The sequence below is a fragment of the Rhizobium leguminosarum bv. trifolii WSM2297 genome (assembly GCF_000271845.1).
This window is the reverse complement of sequence record NZ_JH719392.1, coordinates 754,606-774,445: the sequence shown is the minus strand read 5'-3', so window position 1 is coordinate 774,445 and position 19,840 is coordinate 754,606. Positions and strand designations below refer to the sequence as shown.

Here is a 19,840-nt window from a genome sequence, read left to right as displayed (position 1 = left end):
ATCTGTGGCGCGGCAGGAGGAAAGGGAAGGCCATGACCATACTTCACGCAGGCACTGCACTGACGCCGCAAGGCTGGCAGCAGAACGTACGTCTGACGCTCGAAGCCGGGCGCATCGCCCGCGTCGTATCAGGCGCGTCTCCCGCGCCGGGCGATGAGCGCCATGCTTTGATCGTTCCCGCCATGGGTAACCTGCACAGCCATGCCTTCCAGCGGGCAATGGCCGGTCTTGCCGAAGTGCGCGGCCCGGCCAATGACAGCTTCTGGAGCTGGCGCACGGTCATGTACAAATTTGCCCTGTCGATGACGCCGGAGCATGTCGAGGCAGTCGCGGCCAAGCTCTATGCGGAGATGCTGGAGGCAGGTTTTTCCCGCGTCGGCGAATTCCACTATCTCCACCACGACCGGGATGGCAGCCCTTATGCCAATATCGCCGAGCTTGCCGAACGCATCGGTGCGGCGAGCCAGGAGTCCGGCATCGGCCTGACCTTGCTGCCGGTCTTTTATGCCCATTCCGGCTTTGGCGGTGCCGCCCCGATCGACGGCCAGCGGCGCTTCATCAATTCGCTGGAAAGCTTCGAAAGGCTGATGGAGGGTTGCCGCGTGGTGGCCGGCCGGCTCGACGGCGCCGAGCTTGGGCTGGCGCCGCACAGCCTGCGCGCCGCAACGCCTGAGGAACTGGCGAAGCTCGTGCCGATGGCCGGCGACGGTCCGATACATATCCATGTGGCCGAGCAGGTGAAGGAAGTCGAGGACTGCATCGCATGGTCGGGCGCGCGGCCGGTGGAATGGCTGCTCGATCATGCGCCGGTCGACGAGCGCTGGTGCCTGATCCATGCGACGCACATGACCGAGGACGAGACGCGACGGATGGCAAAAAGCGGCGCGATTGCCGGCCTCTGCCCGATCACCGAAGCCAATCTCGGCGACGGCGCCTTTGCCGCGCCGCTCTTCCTCGAAGAGGGCGGGCGTTATGGCATCGGTTCGGATTCCAACGTGCTGATCTCCGTGCCGGAGGAACTGCGTCAGCTCGAATATTCGCAGCGCCTGGCGCTTCGCGCCCGCAATGTCGTCGCAGCACCCGGCGGTTCGACGGCGCTATCGCTATTTACCCAGGCGCTTGCCGGCGGCGGCGCCGCGCTGAAGGCGCCGGCCGGCCTCACCGAGGGCCATCACGCCGATCTGGTTTCGCTCGATACTTCAGCCGTTCCCTATCTCTCAGGCGACCAGATTCTCGATCACTGGCTGTTTGCCGGCGGCATTTCCGTCGACTGCGTCTGGGCAGGGGGCCGCAAACAGGTGGAGAGCGGGCGCCATGTCAGGCGAGACGCCATCGATCGGCGTTTCCTCGCCGCCATGGGCGAATTGCTGGCTGCCTGAAAAAGAGCTTTTCCTGTCAAGCTATTCGAATTAGAGCGGGGGGACCAATCGGAACGTGTCGATGAACCAAAGCAGGGACCTGACCTTGCATCAGCGCATCCTCGGCGAGATCGAGGGCCGTATCGTCTCTGGCGATTGGCCGCCGGGGCATCGTATTCCCTTCGAGGTCGATCTCGCCACGCAGTATGACTGCTCGCGCATGACGGTGAACAAGGTGCTGACGCAGCTCGCCAAGGCCGGCCTCATCGAGCGTCGCAAGAAATCCGGCAGCTTCGTCACCCAGCCGCAGGCGCAATCGGCCGTTTTGGAAATCCACGACATCAAGGCCGAGGTGCAGTCGCTGAATCTCGCCTATTCCTATGCGGTTTCGAAGAAGACGAGCCGCAAGGCCAAGGCCGAAGACAGTCGCCGGCTTGAACTGCCGGTGGCGTCCTCGGTCGTCGAGGTCGTCTGCATCCACAATGCCGGCACGCGGCCCTTCTGTCTGGAGGAGCGGCTGATCAGCCTTGCAACCGTGCCCGAGGCTGCCGATGCCGATTTTCTGACGGTGGCCCCGGGGCCCTGGCTGCTCAACCAGGTGCCGTGGAGCACGGCCGAACACCGGATCCACGCCGTCTCGGCCAGTGCCGAGGTGGCGGCCGCGCTCGACATCGCCCGCAATACCGCCTGCCTCGTCGTCGAACGCCGCACCTGGAGCGGCGCCGGCCCGGTGACCCATGTGCGCTTCACCTATCCCGGCGATCGCCATGCGCTGGTGGCGCGTTTCACGCCGGCATCACAATAAGCCCGCATGTTCCATATACAACATGGCGACTGTTTTCATTCCTCGAACATCTTGCCGCTGCGCGCTTCGAGCCGGTAGCGGTAGGCGGGATAGACCAGACGGGCTGTGGAGACCACCTGCTTTGCCGACCACGTGCGCCTGCGGATCGTCAGGCACGGTTCGGTCTTCAGGATCGTCAGCAGCTTGCATTCCCAAGCTTGCGGCATCGCCGCCTCGACGACGTGCTCGGAGCCGCTAAGCGGGGCTGCCGCCGTCAGATAGGCGTTCGGTGTCAGTGTCGTAAAATCCTGGTCGAGATATTCGGGGGCGGCCTCCGGATGGACGAAACGATCCTCGATCTGCACCGGAACGCCGTTTTCGCTGTGCACGATCAGCGAGTGGAAGACTGCCGCGCCGATTGCAAGTTCCAATGCGTCGGCGATCTCCGGAGAGGCTGTTTCCTGGGCGAGAACGACGACCGTTGCCTCGTGAACATGGCCGCGCTCGGCGATTTCCTCGGCAATGTTGCGCACCTCAAACAGCGCCGAATAGCCCTTGCGCTCGGCGACGAACGAGCCGACACCCTGGATGCGGACGAGCTCGCCCTCGTTTGCAAGTTCGCGCAGCGCCCGGTTGGCAGTCATCTTGCTGACGCCAAGCTCGACGACCAGCTCGTTTTCCGATGGCACGCGGTATTTCGGCGGCCATTCGCCGCTGTGGATGCGGTCGAGGATCACCTGCTTGACGCCCGCATAAAGGGGCGTGCTATCATTTTCTGCCAGCTCGCGCTTCATTTCGCCGGAACGCTTCATTGCCTATTCCTTTTGCACGAATGGAATTCGCCACATAAACCGACTTTCCTCTTGCATATCACAAAATATCTCATATGGTACCATATACAACCTCCCAATCGGTCCTTGATACAGAAATAGGACAGGAATGGGCAAGCCGGCGAAGATCGGCCCGGGTGCCGCAAGGTCTGTTTCAATTCCAGAGGAGAATTCATCAATGAAATTCACTGCAATCCTGTTTTGCGGCGTCGCCGCTCTTTCCACTTTTGCCGCGCCCGCCTTCGCCAAGGACTGGACGAAGGCGACCATCACCCTCGAAGGCGCCTATGCGCCTTGGAATCTCACCAATGCCGACGGCACGCTCGGCGGCTTCGAGCCGGAGCTCGCCAAGGTGCTGTGCGAACGCGCCAAGATCGAATGCACGCTGGTCGCCTCCGATTGGGACGGCATGATCCCGGCGCTCAATGCCGGCAAGTTCGACGTCATCATGGACGCGCTGTCGATCACTGAAGAGCGCAGGCAGGTGATCGATTTCACCATTCCCTATGCCGCCACGCCGGCCGCCTTCGCCACCGCCAAGGACAGCCCGCTGGCCAAAGCTGCTGGCACCGGATCCACGATCAAGATGACGCCCGGCCAGACCGGCGTGAAGGAGATCGACGCGCTGAAGGCTGCCTTCAAGGGCAAGACGATCGGCATCCAGGCAGCGACCGTCTACGCGAAGTTCGTCTATGACAATTTCGGCGACATCGCCGAGATCCGCGAATACAAGACCGGCGCCGATCGCGACCTCGACCTGCAGAACGGCCGCATCGACCTCGGCTTCGACGATGCCGTCTATTTCGCCAACGCTTTTGCAAGCGCCAATGGCGCGCTCGACTTCACCGGTCCCGAGATCGTCGGTTCGATCTGGGGTGAGGGCGAAGGCCTCGGCGTCCGCAAGGCCGATACCGACCTGCGCGACAAGTTCAGCGAGGCGATCAAATCGGCGCTCGCCGACGGTACCGTCAAGAACCTCTCGATGAAGTGGTTCAAGGTGGACGTCAGCCCGCAGCAATAAGCGTTTCGGCCTTCTGGCCGCAACCACCGGTCTCCGGCTTTCCCGCCGGAGACCGCGTGTTATTGTTCAATCCACAAAACACTGCCGCGGACGGGGAACGGACGATATGGCAAGTTTGGAACTGCTTGGCTTCGGCTCGACGGGATGGGGCGCGCTGCTCATTCTCGCTACCTTGATGACGCTGGCCGTCACGGCGACGGCGCTGGCGATCGGCGCGGTGCTGGGTGCGATCGTTGCGGGCGCGAAGCTCTCCGGGAACCCCTTCCTCGTCGCCTTCGGCAATGTCTATACGACCGTGTTTCGCGGCGTACCGGAATTGCTGATCATCTATCTGATCTATTTCGGCGGCTCTTCGGCCGTCACCTCGATCGGTAAAGCGATGGGGTTCGAGGGTTTCCTCGGGCTGCCCTCCTTTGCCGCCGGCGCGCTTGCCGTCGGCATCATCTCCGGATCCTATCAGGCGGAAGTGTTCCGCGGCGCCTTCCTCGCCATCTCCAAGGGCGAACTGGAGGCGGCCTCGGCAATCGGCATGCATCGCGGATTGCGCTTTCGCCGCATCATCATGCCGCAGGTGCTGCGGCTGGCCATTCCCGGGCTCGGCAATGTCTGGCAGCTCAGCCTCAAGGATTCGGCGCTGATCTCCGTGACCGGCCTTGCCGAACTGATGCGCACCAGTCAGGTGGCGGCGGGCTCGACGCGGCAATATTTCCTGTTCTTCATCGCCGGCGGCTGCCTCTATCTGATCCTGACCAGCCTTTCCGACCGCATCTTCAACGGTGCGGAACGCCGCGCCAACCGCAGCATGCCGGCATCCGCCATGGGCCAGGCATAAGGAGGCGATGATGGATTTTACCTTTCTTGCTTCGACCATGGTGACGCTGCTCAAGGCCGTGCCGACGACGCTGATCCTGTTTTCGCTGTCGATCTTCTTCGGAGGCCTGCTGGCCCTCGTCATCGTCTCGATGCGGGTGAGCGGCAACCGGGTGCTCTCGGGCTTTGCCAAGGGTTATATCTTCGTCTTCCGCGGCTCGCCGCTGTTGATCCAGATGTTCCTGATATTCTATGGCCTCGGCCAGTTCGGGGTCATCCGCTATTCCTTCCTCTGGCCGTTCTTGCGCGAGCCGATGGTCTGCGCCGTGCTGTCGCTGGCGCTTTGCACCGCCGGCTATACGGCGGAGATTTTCCGCGGCGGCATTCGCGCCGTTTCACCGAAAGAGATCGAGGCGGCGCGCTCGATCGGCATGTCCGGCTTCCTGCTGGTGCGCCGCATCCTGGCGCCGATCGCCTTGCGCCATGCACTGCCGGCCTATTCCACCGAGATCGTCCTGATGATGAAGTCGACGGCGCTTGCCAGCCTCGTCACCGTCTGGGAGGTCACCGGCGTTGCCCAGCGGCTCATTTCGCAGACCTACCGCACGATGGAAGTCTTCCTCTGCGCGGCAATCATCTATCTCGTGCTGAACTTCATCATCCTGCAGGGCATGGCTCTGCTTGAATATTCGCTGTCCCGACACCGCCGCGCGGCCCCGCAGCCGCTGAAGGCATAGGCGGTCTTTGACCTGATTGGAGCAATCATGCCAGGCGTCACCAGACTTTCGGTCCGCAATATCCGCAAGAGCTTCGGTACCCACGAAGTGTTGCGCGGCATTTCCCTCGATGCGGAAGACGGCGATGTGATTTCGCTGCTCGGCGCCTCCGGCTCGGGCAAATCGACCTTTCTGCGCTGCATCAACATGCTCGAAACCGCCAGCGACGGCGAGATCTGGGTCGATGGCGAGCATGTTGAAATGGTGCACAAGAACGGGCGAAGCAAGCCGGCCAGCCAGAAGCAGGTCGACCATATCCGCTCCGAGCTCGGCATGGTGTTCCAGTCCTTCAATCTCTGGTCCCATATGACGATCCTGCAGAATGTCATCGAGGGCCCCGTCCATGTGCTGAAGCGGCCGCGCGCCGACTGCATTGCCGAGGCCGAAGCGCTGCTCGAAAAGGTCGGTATCGCAGACAAGCGCCACGCCTATCCCGCTCATCTCTCCGGCGGCCAGCAGCAGCGCGCCGCGATCGCCCGCGCACTGGCGATGAAACCGAAGGTCATGCTCTTCGACGAGCCGACCTCCGCCCTTGATCCGGAACTCGTCGGCGAGGTGCTGCGCGTCATGCGGGCGCTTGCCGAGGAAGGTATGACCATGCTTGTCGTCACCCATGAGATGAGCTTTGCCCGCAACGTATCGAACCGCGTCGTTTTCATGCGCGAAGGGCTGATCGAAAGCACCGGAAAGCCGGATGAGATGTTCACCGGCGGCGCCACACCTGCCTTCCGCCAGTTCATCGGCCATTTCGGAAGCGGTCAATGACCATCACCATCGATAATGGGCTGACCTGGCGCGACATCGCCAGCGTCGGGGCAGGGGAAGCGTTTGCGCTATCGCCGGCCGCCTGGGCACGGGTCGAGCAGGCAAGCCGCATCGTCGCCAGCATCGTTGCGACCGGCGTGCGCGCCTATGGCGTCAACACCGGCGTCGGGGCGCTCGCCGATACCGTGGTCGACCGGGCCTCGCAGAGCCTGTTGTCGCGCAGCATCGTGCTCAGCCACGCCTGTGGCGTCGGGTCGCTGCTCGGTGCCCGCGAGGTGCGCGCCATCATCGCTGCTCAAATCGCCAATTTCGCCCACGGCCATTCCGGCGTCCGGCGCGAGATCGTCCAACATCTCGCAGCCATGCTGGAGCATGACTGCATTCCCGACGTACCGTCCAAGGGCTCGGCCGGCTATCTCGTCCATAATGCCCATATTGCGCTTGTCGTAATCGGCGAAGGTAGTGCGGTGCTCGCCGGCCGGCGCCTGAGCGGCCGCGAGGCGCTAGCGGCGATGGGTCTCGAACCGCTGGTGCTCGGCGCCAAGGAGGGCCTGAGCCTTGTCAACGGCACGGCCTGCGCCACGGGGCTCACCGCTACCGCCCTTTGCCGCGCCGAACGGCTGCTCGACTGGGCCGATGCGATTGCAGCGCTGACGCTGGAAGCGGCCGGCTGCCAGATCGGCGCCTTCGACGAGGCGGTGCTCGCGCTGCGCCCATCGGTAGGGATCCAAAAAGTGGGAGCGACGCTGCGCGCCCGGCTTCAAGGCAGCGGCCTTGTCGCTGCTGCCTTTGGTCGGCGCACACAGGATGCACTCAGCCTTCGGTCGGTGCCGCATGCGCATGGCGCGGCCCGCGATGTCTTCGACAATTCCGCCCGCGTTGTTAATCAGGAACTGGCTTCGGTGACCGACAACCCGGCCGTCTCGGGCACGCCCGACCAACCCGTTGTCTCCTCCGAGGCCCATGCCGTCGCCCCGGCACTGGGGCAGGTGGCTGACAGCCTCGCCGTTGCGCTGGCGCAGCTCGGCGCGATCAGCGAACGGCGCATGGACCGGCTGGTCAACCCGCTGGTGAGCGGCCTGCCGCCGTTTCTGGCAAGCGATGCCGGCAGCCATTCCGGCTTCATGATCGCCCAATATACCGCAGCTGCCCTCAGCAACGACAACCGCCGCCTTGCCGCGCCCGCAGCCTTGGACGGCGGCCTGACCTCAGGCCTGCAGGAGGATTTTCTCGCGCATCCGACAGCTGCCGCCGGCAAGCTGCTGACGATCATCGATAATGCCGAATATATCCTGGCGATCGAGCTGATGGCCGCCGCCCAGGCGCATGATTTCCTGGCGGCAAGCGCGCCGCGGGCGGCAGGCACCGACCTCGTCTATCAGGCGGTGCGGCAGCGTATTTCCCATTATGGCGACGAGCGGCCGCTCAACGGCGATATCGAGGCGGTGCGCAGCCTGATCCGCGAAACCGCGCCACCAGCGATGGCGTGAATCCGGCAGGCCGTCAGAACGGCTTGCCGCTTTCGGAAACCTGCTTGGGTTTTCCGCCGGCTTCGAGACGCTTGAGGCACTGGCGATACGTCGGGTAGAGCTGGTCCACCCGCGAGAGCGGCAGCGTCCAGTCGCCTTCGTCGCCGGCAAAGGTCAGCTGCACGTCAGGGGTTCCGGCAAAGGAATTCTTGATGACCTTTTTCAATCCGCCGCTGTCCTTGCTGGCCGGCGGCCAGAGTCGCAGCGTGTTCTTGTCGAAGAATTGGGCGGCGACCACCTTCGTCATGCCGCGATCTGTCAGCGTTACCTCGGTCGTGGTGCCGGCCGGAATGTCCCAGCTGGTCTTGGTCACCAGCCAGAAGGTCTCGGTGACAGTCTGACGGAATTCCATGGTCTTGCCGAGTTCGCTGTCCCAGAGCAGCCGGCAATAGGCAGGGCTCTCGTTCGCAAAACCGACCGACCATTGCCGCGCGCCGCCCATCCATTCGGTCTCGCCGAGGGCTGCGACCGGCTGCAGGACGGCTGCCATCAGAACCGTCGCCGTCAAAATTTTCATCGTCGAAATCGTCTCCAACGCAATCGGCTCCAGCCATAGCATGAGAAGGTTGAGCTTTTGCTACCGGGCGTTCCGGGGAAAGCCCATAAATGCCGCAAGGTCTTGAATCCTGGAGCGTCATTGCCAATCTGGCACGGGATAGACATCATGAAGGGAGTGCGACGGCCGGCATGAGTGACGTTCAACGACGCGGGGTTTGGGCGAGGCTCAACGCCTATGAGCCGCTGGCACTGATCATTGTGGCGTCGATCGCCGGCGGGCTCTTCCTGCTGCAGCGGCTGACGAGCGAGGTGCTCGAGGGTGAGACTCTCCGCTTCGATGAAGCGATCCTGCTGGCGCTGCGACATCAGGGCGATCTCAGCGCGCCGATCGGTCCCGCCTGGCTGACGCATGCCGTCGGCGACATCACCAGCCTCGGCGGCATCACCGTTCTCTCGCTGATGACCGTCCTCGTCACCGTCTATCTCTTGCTCGACCGGCGCTGGCCGATCGCCATCTTCGTTTTTTCTTCGGTGCTATCAGGCTGGCTGGCGAGCACGGTGCTGAAGATCCTCGTCGCCCGGCCGCGTCCCGATATCGTGCCGCATCTCGTCGAGGTCAGCGATCTCAGTTTTCCCTCCGGACACGCCATGGTCTCGGCGGTGACCTATCTGACGCTCGGGGCACTGCTGGCGCGGACGCAGCGATACCCCTCGACGCGGATTTTCGTCATGGGCGCCGGCGTCTTCTTGGCCGTCATCATCGGCTTGAGCCGGATCTACCTCGGCGTCCATTACCCGACTGACGTCTTCGCCGGATGGTGCGCCGGTGCGCTCTGGGCGCTCGGCTGCTGGCTGATCTCGAAACGGTTCGTTTCAAGCCGTCCCATTGACGATGGCGTCGAAGCCGGAAATGGCAACAGGCGGTAGCGCTTTCACATTCTACAAGCGGGCGGGCGAGCTCGACGCCGCCTGCCAACGAATAATCAGTATGTCGGGCGGGCCGATCTCGTTAAGCCATGCCGGCATTGAAGGTTATGTTGCCGGTTTCTCCGGCCTTGGCATGAGGCCTTACGACAATTTCAACGTCCTGGTTGAAAGCTGTTAGGAAACTCATGAGGCGTTCAACGGAGTATTCCCGGAAATGGCCCCGGAAGAGGCGGGACACTTCCGGCTGAGTAATACCCATAAGGGTCCCGGCCTTCGCCTGGTTGAGTTTGCGCTCGTTGACGAGGCGGTGCAGGGCTGCCACAATCTGCGCTTTCAAGAAGTGGTTTTCGGCGTCCGGTAGTCCCAGCTCTTCAAAGATGTTGGGGTGGCCGGCATGAACCTCGACATGTTCGGTTTTCATCGCTTGCGCTCCTCATTTTGTTTCGCTGCATAATCGGCTTCCGCATCACGGAAACGGCGTTTGATCAGCTCGATATCGCTCTGGGGTGTTTTGATGCCGCTCTTGGACTTCTTTTTGAAGCAGTGCAGCACGTAGACGGCCGTATCAAAACGGGCGGTGTAAACGGCGCGGTAGGTATCGCTGTCGTGGTCTTCGACCAGCTCTACTATACCCGTGCCGAGACCCTTGAGCATCTTTGCCGATGGAGGGTGTTGCCCCGTCTGCGCCAGAAACAGCTCAAAGCCAAAAGCTTCCTGAACTTTGGGCGGAAAATCCGCATAGTCTTTGCGGCTCGACGCTATCCAAAGGAGCGCTCTGGTAGGGCGGGGTAAGTTTTCCATCTGGGGAAATTATGAGTAAAGACTCATAATTTGTCAAGCCGGCATTTCACGGCAGGAATTAAGTGTGGGACCTTCCTGGCCTTTCGATACGGCCTTCATCTGAGGAACTCCGAAATTTCCTCGTTTCGGTCAAGAGGCTTAATGTTTTTCGTGCCCCATCCTTGCGACGCCACAAGGGCTTAAGTGCTTACAGCGCCGCGCTTTTTTGACGCGCGGCGCTGTACTACTTCAATCCTCGCATCGTGCTTTCCGAAAATCGATTCCGGGCCGATGCGTTAGGTGCGCGGCTTCAGATTTTCCGGGTCATAGATCGGCTTGTAGCCGACGCCGACAACCTCCACCGGATAAGTCTCGGCAAAATACTCGACATTCAGCTTGCGTCCGACCTGGCAATGCGACCAGGGCAAGTAAGCCAAAGCGATGTTCTTTCCGACAGTCGGGCCGTAGGCGATCGACGTGGTGTAGGACCGACGGCCGAGCTCGTCGACTAGGACCTCGCCCGTGGCGGGATCGACGACCGGCAGGTTGCCGAGGGGATAACGCTTCACACCCGATTTGTCGGTATTGTCGGTCATCACAAGCGTGCAGAGCATGGCCGGCTGGTGCTCACGGGCCTTATATTCCAGATGCTTTGCCTTGCCGCGGAAATCGGCTTCCTTGACCTTCGGACGGGCGAGATCGGCTTCGATCAGATTATACTGGGTCAGGAGGTCGGCGTTCTGCAGGCGAAGGCTCTTTTCCATGCGGCGCGAGTTTGCGTAGGTTTCGACGCCGAAGGCCATCACACCGGTCGCGCGCAGCGCATCCCAGACGGCGAGGCCGTCTTCGTATTTCATGTGCAGTTCCCAGCCCTGCTCGCCGACATAGGAGATGCGGAAGGCGGTGACGGGCTTGCCGGCGATTTCGATCGGCTTGATCGCCGCAAAGGCGAAGTTTTCCTGATCGAGTCCGGCCGGATCCGCTACGGCCTTCTTCAGCGTGTCGCGCGCGTTTGGACCCCAGATGCCGATGGTCACGAATTTTTCCGAGACGTCGGTGATGGTCACGTCAAGGCCGCGGTCTTCGGCGACGCGCTTCATATAGTGCAGGTCGCGCGGGCCGGCATCGGCGCCGTTGACGAGACGGCAGCGGTCGGCCATGCGGAAGACGGTGAAGTCGGCGCGCACCATGCCTTCGTCGTCGAGGAAGTGAGTGTAAACGCCCTTGCCGATGTTTGCATCGCCGCCGACCTTGGCGGCGCACAGCCATTCCATCAGCTCGACATGGTCAGGTCCCTCGATATCGACCATGTGGAAGTGGCTGAGATTGACGATGCCGCAATCCTCGCTCATCGCCAGATGCTCGGCATTCGACACGCGCCAGAAATGGCGGCTGTCCCATTCGTTCTCGCGAACCGGGACGCGGTCGGCGTACTTCTCCAGAAGGTGTTCGTTGGCGGCGTAGCCGTGCGCACGCTCCCAGCCGCCAAGTTCCATGAAGTAGCCGCCGAGTTCCTTTTCGCGCTCGTAGAACGGCGAGCGCTTGGCGTTGCGGCTGGATGCATAGGGTTCGCGGGTGTGAACGGCCGGGAAATAGATCTTCTGGGCGGCTTCGAAGCAGCGGTTTTCGATGAACTCTTCGGTCAGCTGATGCGGATAGAAGCGGGCGTAGTCGATGCTGTTGTGATCGATTTCAGTCCGGCCATCGGTCATCCAGTCGGCGATCAGCTTGCCGTAGCCCGGGCCGTCCTTGACCCAGATGGCAACGCAATACCAGAGGCCGCGAACCTTCTGGCTCTCGCCGCAGGATGCGCCGCCGCCGGCGGAAACCTGCAGCAGGCCGTTGAAGGAGTGACCTTCATTATAGCCGAGTTCGCCGAGGATCGGCGTCAGTTCCATGGCGCGCTCGAGCGGCTCGATGATCTGTTCCATCTCGAGGTCGCGCTGCGAGGGCGAAAGCCGGGCTTCGTGTTTTTCGAGAATATCGCGCGGATGGCACATGCGCGGATTGGTGGCTTCGTAATAGCCCCACTCGATCTGGCCGCCCTCGGTCGTCGCCGGGTCACCGGTATCACGCATATAGGCGGAGTTGCCCTGGTCGCGCAGCAGCGGGAAGCCGATCTCCTTGCCGGTGCCTTCAAACTCGTTATAGGGACCGAAGAAGGTGAGGGGGTGGTCGACCGGCATGACCGGCAGGTCTTCGCCGACCATCTCCGCGATCAGGCGACCCCAGAGGCCGGCACAGACGATGACGTGGTCGGCCATGATCGTACCGCGATGGGTGACGACGCCCTTGATGCGGCCGCCTTCGACGATCAGCGACTTGGCCGGCGTGTTGCCGAACACCTTGAGCTTGCCGGCCTTTTCGGCGGCATCGACCAGCTTGCCGGCGACGGTTTGTGAGCGCGGAATGACGAGGCCGGCGTCGGGATCGTAAAGGCCGCCCATGACCTGATCTTCCTCGATCAGCGGGAACTTCTCCTTGATCTCGGAAGGGCTGACGTAATGGGCGCGCGTGCCGAAAGCGCGTGCCGAGGAAAGCTTGCGCTTGATTTCCTCCATCCAGGCATGGTCGCCGGTGCGCGCCACTTCGAGGCCGCCGATGCGGGCGTAATGGCCCATTTTCTCGTAGAAATCGATCGAATATTGCGTCGTCCAGACGGAGAGATAGTCGTGGCTCGTGGTGTAACAGAAGTCCGAGGCGTGGGCTGTCGACCCGATATCGGTCGGTATGCCCGACTTGTCGATGCCGACGATATCGTCCCATCCGCGCTCGGCGAGATGATGCGCGATGGAGGCGCCGACGATACCGCCGAGGCCGATGATGACGACCTTTGCCTTTTCCGGAAATGTTGCCACGTGTTATTCCTCTATTGATCGGACGAATTAGAATTGGCCAGCCGCGCTCGACTTGCGCTTCGCGGCTGGAACGCTCCGTGCGGAAGGCGCAAGAGCCGTGTCAGCCTCGTAACGGTGTCACATTTACCAAAGCTGCGGAACCTCCAGACCTCTTCGCAACAAAGCTGCGATGCCGCTATTATGTCTCAGGCTCGTCATCGTCATTGGTCCTACGCCGTCGAGTACCGGTGTGATTGCGTCAGCCCGATCGAGGCTAGAGGAATTCCTGAAAAATGCGAAACAGGAAGAGCTGAACCGATTCATGGGGCAGCCAAATCCCGTCCAGGGCGACATGAATAACGAGGCCGCTATTGCGGCACCTGGAACAGATGGCGGATCCGTGTCACCAGCGAGGTCATCGAGCCGCCGTTTAGAGTGACGCCGTCGGTCGCGAAGGAATGCTGGCTGGTCTCGATGCGGCGCGACAGTGTTGCCGCCAGCTCCTCTGCAATCCCCGGCCTGTCGTGCAACAGCGGCGTCAGGCTGGCCTGGGCAATCTCATAGACGACGACAAAGGTGAGCGCGCGCAGGCTCGCCGCCTCGCCGATGCCGATCAGCAGCCCGCTTTCGCCGAAATAGTCTCCCGGCGCCAGCCGGCCAAGTTCGATTTCCTTGTGGCCTTCCTGCCGGGTCGCGATAAGCGCGCCGCTGCGCACGATCATCAGCGATGCGACCGTGTCGCCTTGTTCGAGGAGAACAGTGTCCTTCTTGTAGGTCCGCCGCGACATGGAGGCCGCGAGCGTTTCCTTTTCGTCCTCGGTCAGCGAGGCAAACAGGGGCACGGCATCGAGAAGCTTGAGCGGCGTCGGCCGGTGCGGCTTCACCACGTCTTCCGACAGCATCTGATCGGGCGGCGGGCCGGCGGCATCGATCGGCCGCGCGAGAGTGAGGCCTGCGGCCTTGATATGGCGGTAGATGAGATCGAATATCTCATTCTTCGCCGGTCCGGCATGGCCGATATCCCTGACGCGGAAGAATAGCTCCACGTCCATCGCGTCGGCATTCAACGATTTGATCTGCACGCCGGGCTTCGGTTCGGTCAGGATCGAGCCGCTGCTCAGAAGCACCGTCTGCATGACGTCGAGGATCGCCGTCGGCCCGATCGTCGGCACGACACGGACCGTCAGGGTCACGCCATGGCTGCGGTCGGGGCTGCTGAGGTTGGTCAGCCCAACCTTGGCAAGGAAGCTGTTGGGCAGGACGACGAGGTCGTTCGAACCGTTCAGCAGATGGGTGGAGCGCCAGTTGGTCTCGACGACGCGTCCTTCGACACCGTCGTTGAGGACAATCCAGTCGCCGATGATGTAGGGCCGCCCGAGATTGAGGGCGATGCCGGAAAACACGTCGCTGAGCGTGCTCTGCAGCGCAAGGCCAAGGATGATGGCAAAGACACCCGAGGTGGCGATCAGCGTGCCGACGGGAAAGCTGAAGACATAGGCGACCACCGAGAGTATCGCGCCGAGATAGATCAGGCCAATGACCAGATCCTGAACGAGCCGGCCCTCCCGCGGTTGGCGCTCGAAGATCAGGAAGACGCGCACGAAGCCGATCAGCGCCCAGGCGGCGTTGATCCACCAGACCACTTTGGCAAGGGCGATGAAGACGCGTTCGAATGTCGAATCCGGCGTCGGGCCGACCTCGTAGGGCACGATGTCGTGATAGAGCAACAGAATGGTAAGCGCTGCGAAGAAGAATACCTGGCCCGCGAGCTTCCAGCTTGGGAAGGGGCGAAGCGCTATTCGCGTGATGATCGCGCCGACGACGGCCAGCGTTCCGGCCTGTACGACAGGATCGGCAAGCACCCCGGACCATGTCAGCCTATCAAGCATCGAAATCAACTCGCTCGAGCAGTTTCAGGAAAATGCGAAGCGGTTTCCCGGGAATTGCGTAAAAATAAGATGTTAGAGGAGTTCTGCGATTCCATGAAGAGCTGAACCGCTCCAGGGAAGGACGCAACTCTCGTTCAGGATCGCGCCGGCGCGTGGCGATCAATCCTGCATCGAACGGTCAGGCAACGGCTGGCTTCGTATGTGCGAGCCCTTGCACCTGGCCAGCCCCCTCGCACGCCCCGGGATCACGGCGCTGAAATCGCCTTGAGCCGGTCGATATCGACCAGCACAATGTCATCGGAAACGGGCTCGCGATTGTGCAGGCGGAACCATTCGGCGGCTTCGCGCACGCGGTCTCCGTGCGGCGACGGATAGGCGCCAAGGCCGAGAACCCATTCGCGCACGGTCTCGCGTTCCATCCGCCCGGCCCGATATCGGTCGCAGACGGTCTTCGCCGAGGCGACCAGATCATTGATGCTTTTCACAGATATCCCTCAATGCACGGAAGGCTCTTCATCTTCGAGAAAGGATCGTATCCCGTCCCGCGCCACCACGGCCAGGAATTCGTCGAAGGCATCCCGGTCGGTCGAAAACGGCTCGTCCCAGCGGATCAGATCCTCGCCTTGCGTGACGACCTCCATCGTCCAGTCCTCGTTGCTGCCGGCGGTTCGAAAGATATCGACGAGCACGGTTACGCCGTCATCGGAAAATTCCCCCGCCAGTTCGGAGTGTTCAAGCTTTTGCTTCTTTGTCATTCAGCCGCCAGCGCCGGGAGGGGCGTCGTTTTTGAGATGTTCTTCATATTGAACCGTCTCGGTTTCGTTCGTGTCGATCGAGGCATTGGCGCCTTTCGCAAGGCGAACGCCGGCACCACCGCCATTCTCTGCAATGAAAAGCACGCCCGCATCCTCCAAACTACGCTTCATATCCTGCAGGATTCGCTCAGACGGGGGAAGCGTCCCGGCCTCGAAATCGGCAATCGTCTGTTTGGCGATTTTCGACACAGAAGACAAGTCATCTTCGGACCATCCGACGAGGGCCCGCGCGGCCCGGCATTGAGCTGGAGATAGGCACAAAACAACCACCTGACATTGAAAGAAGGGGAGAGCGTTTCCGTGGTTTCCGAGAAATCAGGGCCTGCTCTTGGTCGGCCATATTAAGATGTAACCACAGGCGGAGAAGGCAAGCGCACGTCTTGCCGACGCGCAATAGGACCGTTGAGCTACCCTGATTGGGCGATGGGGACGGTTGATTGACTGAATATTATTAAAGCCTAATCTACAGGCGTTTGTCACGCTGGGAGGTAACAATGCGTGAGCCGGATATGCAGAAACTCGATGCGCTGGTCGGTCGTCTCATCGGCGATGTCGGCGCCGCCGTGTCAGGTGCCTTGGTCGTGCTTGGCGACAAGGTGGGGATCTTCAAGGCGATGGCCGACGGAACACCGCTGACCGTAGAGCAGCTGGCCGCCAAGACCGGGGTGAAGGAGCGTTATCTTAGGGAATGGTTGAGCGCTCAGGCGGCGGCAGACTATGTCGCTTACGATGAAAAAACCGATCGGTTCAGCCTGACGGCTGAGCAGGCGATGGTCTTTGCCGAGGAAAACAGCCCGGCCTTCTTCGTCGGCGCCTTCGAGGTCGTGCAATCCATGTGGATGGACGAGCCGAAGGTCGCAGATGCCTTCCGCACCGGTAAGGGTCTCGGTTGGCATGAGCACAGCAACTGCCTCTTCCGGGGAACCGAGCGGTTCTTCCGTCCGGGCTACAACAGCCATCTGGTGAACGAATGGATTCCGGCTCTCGCAGGCGTCGAAGAAAAGCTCAAATCCGGCGCCAACGTCGCCGATGTCGGTTGCGGTCACGGCGCATCGACCATCCTGATGGCGCAGGCTTATCCCGCGTCGCATTTCACCGGCTTCGATTATCACGGGCCCTCGATCGAAAGAGCAAAGGCCGCCGCAAAAGAGGCTGGCGTTTCCGACCGCGTCACTTTCGAGCAGGGCAAGGCGTCCGAATTTCCAGGGCGCAGCTATGACATGGTCGCCATGTTCGACTGCCTGCACGACATGGGCGATCCGGTCGGCGCCGGCCGGCATGTCAAGGAAACGCTCGCTCCAAACGGCACATGGCTGATCGTCGAGCCCTTTGCCCATGATCATCTGAAGGACAATCTCAATCCGGTTGGACGCGTCTATTACGGCGCCTCGACGATGATCTGCACGCCAGCATCGCTCTCCCAGGAAGTGGGGCTCGGGCTCGGCGCACAGGCGGGAGAAATGAAGCTGCGCAAGGTGGCGCTCGACGCCGGCTTCAAGCATTTCCGCCGTGCGACGGAAACTCCGTTCAACATGGTGTTCGAGGTGCGGGCCTGAGGAGGAGGGCGCGCGGCAGCAGAAACAGACCGCCGGCTATCTCAGCTTGCCGATGCTGGCATACATGCCGGTCGTGCGGAACTCCGTTGGGTTGGTGCCGTAAACCCGGCGGAAGACCTTGGAGAAATAATTAGGATCCTCGAAGCCGCACATGATGGCAACTTCCTTGACCGGCAGAAAGTCGGCCTTGGTCAAAAGCTTGACGGCGCGCTGCAAGCGCTGCTGCAGCACGAATTCGGCCGGCGGCATGCCCTCGCTCTCGGCGAAACTGCGCGAAAAATGCGCGCGGCTGAGGCCGACGATGCCGGCAAGTTCGCTGACAGGCAGCGGCTTTTCGAGATTGGCGTTGATATGGTCGATCACCGGCTGCATCAGGCTGAGCTCGGCGGCAAAGGCCGGCGAGCCGAAGACGTCGTCGTAAAGCGCCATCGCCGCTTCATAGGCAATCGCCGAGGCGGCACCCGGAGAGGTCGCCCCGGTGACGAGGCGCAGGCTGCAATCGGCGAGATGATCGATCGTCGATGACTGCAGCTTCAGCACGGGCCCGGCGGTCGACAGTACCAGCTGGTGGATGCGCAGCGTTTCCTCGCCATTCATCGAAATCCAGAAATATTCCCAGCGGTCGCCCTTCTCCAGCCAGTAGCGGTGATTGTGCGGGACGAGCACCAGCAGCGTGTCGCCGCCCTGGAGCCGATAGTTGCGATTCTGGTAGCGCAGCCGGCCGGTGCCGCTGATCGTGTGCTGCAGCACGGTGAACGGCGTCTGGCCGCGCCTTCGGCCGTCCCAGTCATAGGGCTCGTTCTCGCGCACCTCATAGCCGGAGCTGGTCGGCATGGCATGCAATCGTTGGCGGCCGCGGGGCAGCGAAACCGTCCTCATCGACTGTCCGTTGGCAATCAAATTCTGCAGCACAAAATTACCCCTGAAAGCATAATCCTTCTCTGGTCGCCCTGCCGATTTCGGGCATAATCCCGCTCGACAAACAGAGAAGAGACGACGGCCGAAAGAGCGGCCGGGAGGAAAACAGACAGTTTTTCGGCTTTTTCAGTCCCATGCGCCAGCATGCGGCCTGGTCCTCCGTGGCCGTCATTTCTGTAGCATTCGATTGGGTCGAGGTGAAGATCATGAGTTTCAAAATCGCTATTATCGGTGCGGGCAGTGTTGGATTCACCAAGAAGCTGTTTACCGACATTTTGTGTGTTCCGGAGTTTCGCGACGTCGAATTCGCGCTGACCGATCTCAGCGAACATAATCTGGAGATGATCAAGGCGATCCTCGACCGGATCGTCGAAGCGAACGGATTGCCGACCAAGGTCACGGCGACGACCGACCGGCGCCAGGCGCTGACCGGCGCCCGCTACATCATCAGCTGTGTCAGGGTCGGCGGCCTCGAAGCCTATGCCGACGATATCCGCATTCCGCTGAAATACGGCATCGATCAGTGTGTGGGCGATACGATCTGTGCCGGCGGCATCCTCTACGGCCAGCGCAACATCCCGGTCATCCTCGATTTCTGCAAGGATATCAGAGAGGTCTCCGAACCGGGTGCCAAATTCCTCAACTACGCCAACCCGATGGCGATGAACACCTGGGCGGCGATCGAATATGGCAAGGTCGACACCGTTGGTCTCTGCCACGGCGTCCAGCATGGCGCCGAACAGATCGCCGAAGTGCTCGGCGCCAAGTCGCTCGGTGAGCTCGACTATGTCTGCTCCGGCATCAACCACCAGACCTGGTTCATCGACCTGCGCCTCAACGGTCGCAAGATCGGCAAGGACGAATTGATTGCCGCTTTCGAGGCGCATCCGGTCTATTCGCAGCAGGAAAAGCTGCGCATCGACGTGCTGAAGCGTTTCGGCGTCTATTCCACCGAAAGCAACGGCCATCTTTCGGAATACCTGCCCTGGTACCGCAAGCGGCCGGAGGAAATTACCCGCTGGATCGACATGTCCGACTGGATCCACGGCGAGACTGGCGGCTATCTCCGCCATTCAACCGAAACCCGCAACTGGTTCGAGACGGAATTCCCGCAATTCCTGGAATCCGCCTCAAAGCCGATCGATCCGGCCAAGCGCTCGAACGAACATGCGAGCCATATCCTCGAGGCGCTGGAGACGAACCGGGTCTATCGCGGCCATTTCAACGTCAAGAACAATGGCGTCATCACCAACCTGCCGGCCGATGCGATCATCGAATCGCCTGGTTTCGTCGACCGCTTCGGCATCAACATGGTCTCGGGCGTCACGCTGCCGGAAGCTTGTGCCGCCACCTGCATTGCCTCGATCAACGTCCAGCGCATGTCGGTGCATGCCGCCATAACAGGCGACATCGACCTATTGAAGCTTGCCGTGCTGCACGATCCGCTTGTTGGAGCCGTATCGACGCCGGAAGAAGTCTGGCAGATGGTCGACGAGATGGTCGTTGCCCAGGCGCGTTGGCTGCCGCAATATGCCGATGCTGTGCCGGCCGCCAAGGAGCGGCTGTCGAAATCCAAGGTGCAGACCCGCGATTGGGCGGGAGCTGCGCGCCGCAACGTTCGCTCGATCGAAGAGCTGCGCGCGGAAAAGGCGGCGCTGAAGCAGGCCGTCTGATTTTCGTAAAGGAGGGGTCGTCATGGGTTTCCGGGAGGGAAATCCATGGGCCGCCGGCCCGCCTTCATGTCGTT

At 61.6% G+C, this 19,840-nt stretch carries 20 protein-coding genes; 10 read left to right on the top strand and 10 right to left on the bottom strand.

Annotation, left to right across the window (positions count from 1 at the left end):
• Positions 1 to 32: 32 nt before the first annotated feature.
• A complete protein-coding gene (locus RLEG4DRAFT_RS59535) occupies positions 33 to 1,379 on the top strand; it encodes a formimidoylglutamate deiminase (RefSeq protein WP_003574424.1) in 1,347 nt (448 codons plus the stop codon).
• A 61-nt stretch (positions 1,380 to 1,440) separates the two neighbouring features.
• Complete coding sequence (hutC, locus tag RLEG4DRAFT_RS59530; RefSeq protein WP_003574427.1) at positions 1,441 to 2,163, top strand: histidine utilization repressor; 723 nt, start codon at positions 1,441 to 1,443, stop codon at positions 2,161 to 2,163.
• Between the two features lie 35 nt (positions 2,164 to 2,198).
• Here the strand turns inward: hutC (RLEG4DRAFT_RS59530) and hutC (RLEG4DRAFT_RS59525) are convergent, their stop codons facing one another.
• A complete protein-coding gene (gene hutC, locus RLEG4DRAFT_RS59525) occupies positions 2,199 to 2,954 on the bottom strand; it encodes a histidine utilization repressor (RefSeq protein WP_003574429.1) in 756 nt (251 codons plus the stop codon).
• Between the two features lie 196 nt (positions 2,955 to 3,150).
• Here hutC (RLEG4DRAFT_RS59525) and RLEG4DRAFT_RS59520 point away from each other — a divergent pair, with 196 nt between their 5' ends.
• From RLEG4DRAFT_RS59520 to RLEG4DRAFT_RS59500, 5 genes are all read left to right on the top strand, one after another.
• Positions 3,151 to 3,993 (top strand): transporter substrate-binding domain-containing protein, encoded by an 843-nt coding sequence (locus RLEG4DRAFT_RS59520; RefSeq protein WP_003574431.1) that lies wholly within the window; start codon positions 3,151 to 3,153, stop codon positions 3,991 to 3,993.
• A 106-nt stretch (positions 3,994 to 4,099) separates the two neighbouring features.
• A complete protein-coding gene (locus RLEG4DRAFT_RS59515) occupies positions 4,100 to 4,825 on the top strand; it encodes an ABC transporter permease (protein WP_003574433.1) in 726 nt (241 codons plus the stop codon).
• A gap of 10 nt (positions 4,826 to 4,835) precedes the next feature.
• Positions 4,836 to 5,540 carry an ABC transporter permease gene (locus RLEG4DRAFT_RS59510; protein WP_003574434.1) on the top strand — a complete coding sequence of 235 codons (705 nt, stop codon included), beginning with the start codon at positions 4,836 to 4,838 and terminating at the stop codon, positions 5,538 to 5,540.
• 27 nt (positions 5,541 to 5,567) lie between these two features.
• Positions 5,568 to 6,344, top strand: coding sequence for an ABC transporter ATP-binding protein (locus RLEG4DRAFT_RS59505; RefSeq protein ID WP_003574436.1), 777 nt, complete (start codon positions 5,568 to 5,570; stop codon positions 6,342 to 6,344).
• A complete protein-coding gene (locus RLEG4DRAFT_RS59500) occupies positions 6,341 to 7,834 on the top strand; it encodes an HAL/PAL/TAL family ammonia-lyase (protein WP_003574438.1) in 1,494 nt (497 codons plus the stop codon). The genes RLEG4DRAFT_RS59505 and RLEG4DRAFT_RS59500 overlap by 4 nt, the downstream gene beginning before the upstream one ends.
• Before the next feature lie 13 nt (positions 7,835 to 7,847).
• Here RLEG4DRAFT_RS59500 and RLEG4DRAFT_RS59495 read toward each other — a convergent pair whose 3' ends face one another.
• Entirely contained in the window at positions 7,848 to 8,390 is a 543-nt protein-coding gene (locus RLEG4DRAFT_RS59495; RefSeq protein ID WP_037093100.1) for a hypothetical protein, read from the bottom strand.
• Positions 8,391 to 8,560: 170 nt separating this feature from the next.
• On the opposite strand from RLEG4DRAFT_RS59495, the gene RLEG4DRAFT_RS59490 reads away from it, so the two are divergent.
• Entirely contained in the window at positions 8,561 to 9,298 is a 738-nt protein-coding gene (locus tag RLEG4DRAFT_RS59490; RefSeq protein ID WP_037093102.1) for a phosphatase PAP2 family protein, read from the top strand.
• A gap of 82 nt (positions 9,299 to 9,380) precedes the next feature.
• Here RLEG4DRAFT_RS59490 and RLEG4DRAFT_RS59485 read toward each other — a convergent pair whose 3' ends face one another.
• The 7 genes from RLEG4DRAFT_RS59485 to RLEG4DRAFT_RS59455 all read right to left on the bottom strand — a co-directional run bounded on the left by RLEG4DRAFT_RS59485 (position 9,381) and on the right by RLEG4DRAFT_RS59455 (position 15,880).
• Positions 9,381 to 9,719, bottom strand: a complete 339-nt coding sequence (locus tag RLEG4DRAFT_RS59485) for a helix-turn-helix domain-containing protein (RefSeq protein ID WP_003574444.1) — start codon at positions 9,717 to 9,719, stop codon at positions 9,381 to 9,383.
• The gene (locus tag RLEG4DRAFT_RS59480) at positions 9,716 to 10,099 is read right to left on the bottom strand and encodes a type II toxin-antitoxin system RelE/ParE family toxin (RefSeq protein WP_003574446.1); all 384 of its coding nucleotides are present in this window, start codon (positions 10,097 to 10,099) and stop codon (positions 9,716 to 9,718) included. The genes RLEG4DRAFT_RS59485 and RLEG4DRAFT_RS59480 overlap by 4 nt, the downstream gene beginning before the upstream one ends.
• A 275-nt stretch (positions 10,100 to 10,374) precedes the next feature.
• On the bottom strand, positions 10,375 to 12,936 hold the full coding sequence (locus RLEG4DRAFT_RS59475; RefSeq protein WP_003574447.1) for a GcvT family protein: 2,562 nt from the start codon (positions 12,934 to 12,936) through the stop codon (positions 10,375 to 10,377).
• Between the two features lie 347 nt (positions 12,937 to 13,283).
• On the bottom strand, positions 13,284 to 14,804 hold the full coding sequence (locus RLEG4DRAFT_RS59470; protein ID WP_003574449.1) for a cyclic nucleotide-binding domain-containing protein: 1,521 nt from the start codon (positions 14,802 to 14,804) through the stop codon (positions 13,284 to 13,286).
• 245 nt (positions 14,805 to 15,049) lie between these two features.
• A complete protein-coding gene (locus RLEG4DRAFT_RS59465) occupies positions 15,050 to 15,289 on the bottom strand; it encodes a hypothetical protein (protein WP_003574451.1) in 240 nt (79 codons plus the stop codon).
• Between the two features lie 9 nt (positions 15,290 to 15,298).
• Positions 15,299 to 15,559 carry a hypothetical protein gene (locus tag RLEG4DRAFT_RS59460; protein WP_003574453.1) on the bottom strand — a complete coding sequence of 87 codons (261 nt, stop codon included), beginning with the start codon at positions 15,557 to 15,559 and terminating at the stop codon, positions 15,299 to 15,301.
• Positions 15,560 to 15,880, bottom strand: coding sequence for a helix-turn-helix domain-containing protein (locus RLEG4DRAFT_RS59455; RefSeq protein WP_003574454.1), 321 nt, complete (start codon positions 15,878 to 15,880; stop codon positions 15,560 to 15,562).
• Positions 15,881 to 16,113: 233 nt separating this feature from the next.
• Here RLEG4DRAFT_RS59455 and RLEG4DRAFT_RS59450 point away from each other — a divergent pair, with 233 nt between their 5' ends.
• Positions 16,114 to 17,175 (top strand): class I SAM-dependent methyltransferase, encoded by a 1,062-nt coding sequence (locus tag RLEG4DRAFT_RS59450; protein ID WP_003574456.1) that lies wholly within the window; start codon positions 16,114 to 16,116, stop codon positions 17,173 to 17,175.
• A 36-nt stretch (positions 17,176 to 17,211) separates the two neighbouring features.
• Here the strand turns inward: RLEG4DRAFT_RS59450 and RLEG4DRAFT_RS59445 are convergent, their stop codons facing one another.
• A complete protein-coding gene (locus tag RLEG4DRAFT_RS59445; RefSeq protein ID WP_037093105.1) occupies positions 17,212 to 18,054 on the bottom strand; it encodes an AraC family transcriptional regulator in 843 nt (280 codons plus the stop codon).
• A 245-nt stretch (positions 18,055 to 18,299) separates the two neighbouring features.
• Between RLEG4DRAFT_RS59445 and RLEG4DRAFT_RS59440 the strand changes: the two genes are divergently transcribed.
• A complete protein-coding gene (locus RLEG4DRAFT_RS59440) occupies positions 18,300 to 19,766 on the top strand; it encodes an alpha-glucosidase/alpha-galactosidase (RefSeq protein WP_037093108.1) in 1,467 nt (488 codons plus the stop codon).
• Positions 19,767 to 19,840: the final 74 nt, after the last annotated feature.

Excerpts from the sequence above, each read along its gene's own strand:
- RLEG4DRAFT_RS59535 (WP_003574424.1), top strand. The coding sequence starts at position 33 with ATGACCATACTTCACGCAGGCACTGCACTGACGCCGCAAGGCTGGCAG.
- hutC (WP_003574427.1), top strand. The coding sequence starts at position 1,441 with ATGAACCAAAGCAGGGACCTGACCTTGCATCAGCGCATCCTCGGCGAG.
- hutC (WP_003574429.1), bottom strand. The coding sequence starts at position 2,954 with ATGAAGCGTTCCGGCGAAATGAAGCGCGAGCTGGCAGAAAATGATAGC.
- RLEG4DRAFT_RS59520 (WP_003574431.1), top strand. The coding sequence starts at position 3,151 with ATGAAATTCACTGCAATCCTGTTTTGCGGCGTCGCCGCTCTTTCCACT.
- RLEG4DRAFT_RS59515 (WP_003574433.1), top strand. The coding sequence starts at position 4,100 with ATGGCAAGTTTGGAACTGCTTGGCTTCGGCTCGACGGGATGGGGCGCG.
- RLEG4DRAFT_RS59510 (WP_003574434.1), top strand. The coding sequence starts at position 4,836 with ATGGATTTTACCTTTCTTGCTTCGACCATGGTGACGCTGCTCAAGGCC.
- RLEG4DRAFT_RS59505 (WP_003574436.1), top strand. The coding sequence starts at position 5,568 with ATGCCAGGCGTCACCAGACTTTCGGTCCGCAATATCCGCAAGAGCTTC.
- RLEG4DRAFT_RS59500 (WP_003574438.1), top strand. The coding sequence starts at position 6,341 with ATGACCATCACCATCGATAATGGGCTGACCTGGCGCGACATCGCCAGC.
- RLEG4DRAFT_RS59495 (WP_037093100.1), bottom strand. The coding sequence starts at position 8,390 with ATGAAAATTTTGACGGCGACGGTTCTGATGGCAGCCGTCCTGCAGCCG.
- RLEG4DRAFT_RS59490 (WP_037093102.1), top strand. The coding sequence starts at position 8,561 with ATGAGTGACGTTCAACGACGCGGGGTTTGGGCGAGGCTCAACGCCTAT.
- RLEG4DRAFT_RS59485 (WP_003574444.1), bottom strand. The coding sequence starts at position 9,719 with ATGAAAACCGAACATGTCGAGGTTCATGCCGGCCACCCCAACATCTTT.
- RLEG4DRAFT_RS59480 (WP_003574446.1), bottom strand. The coding sequence starts at position 10,099 with ATGGAAAACTTACCCCGCCCTACCAGAGCGCTCCTTTGGATAGCGTCG.
- RLEG4DRAFT_RS59470 (WP_003574449.1), bottom strand. The coding sequence starts at position 14,804 with ATGCTTGATAGGCTGACATGGTCCGGGGTGCTTGCCGATCCTGTCGTA.
- RLEG4DRAFT_RS59460 (WP_003574453.1), bottom strand. The coding sequence starts at position 15,559 with ATGACAAAGAAGCAAAAGCTTGAACACTCCGAACTGGCGGGGGAATTT.
- RLEG4DRAFT_RS59450 (WP_003574456.1), top strand. The coding sequence starts at position 16,114 with ATGCGTGAGCCGGATATGCAGAAACTCGATGCGCTGGTCGGTCGTCTC.
- RLEG4DRAFT_RS59445 (WP_037093105.1), bottom strand. The coding sequence starts at position 18,054 with ATGAGGACGGTTTCGCTGCCCCGCGGCCGCCAACGATTGCATGCCATG.
- RLEG4DRAFT_RS59440 (WP_037093108.1), top strand. The coding sequence starts at position 18,300 with ATGAGTTTCAAAATCGCTATTATCGGTGCGGGCAGTGTTGGATTCACC.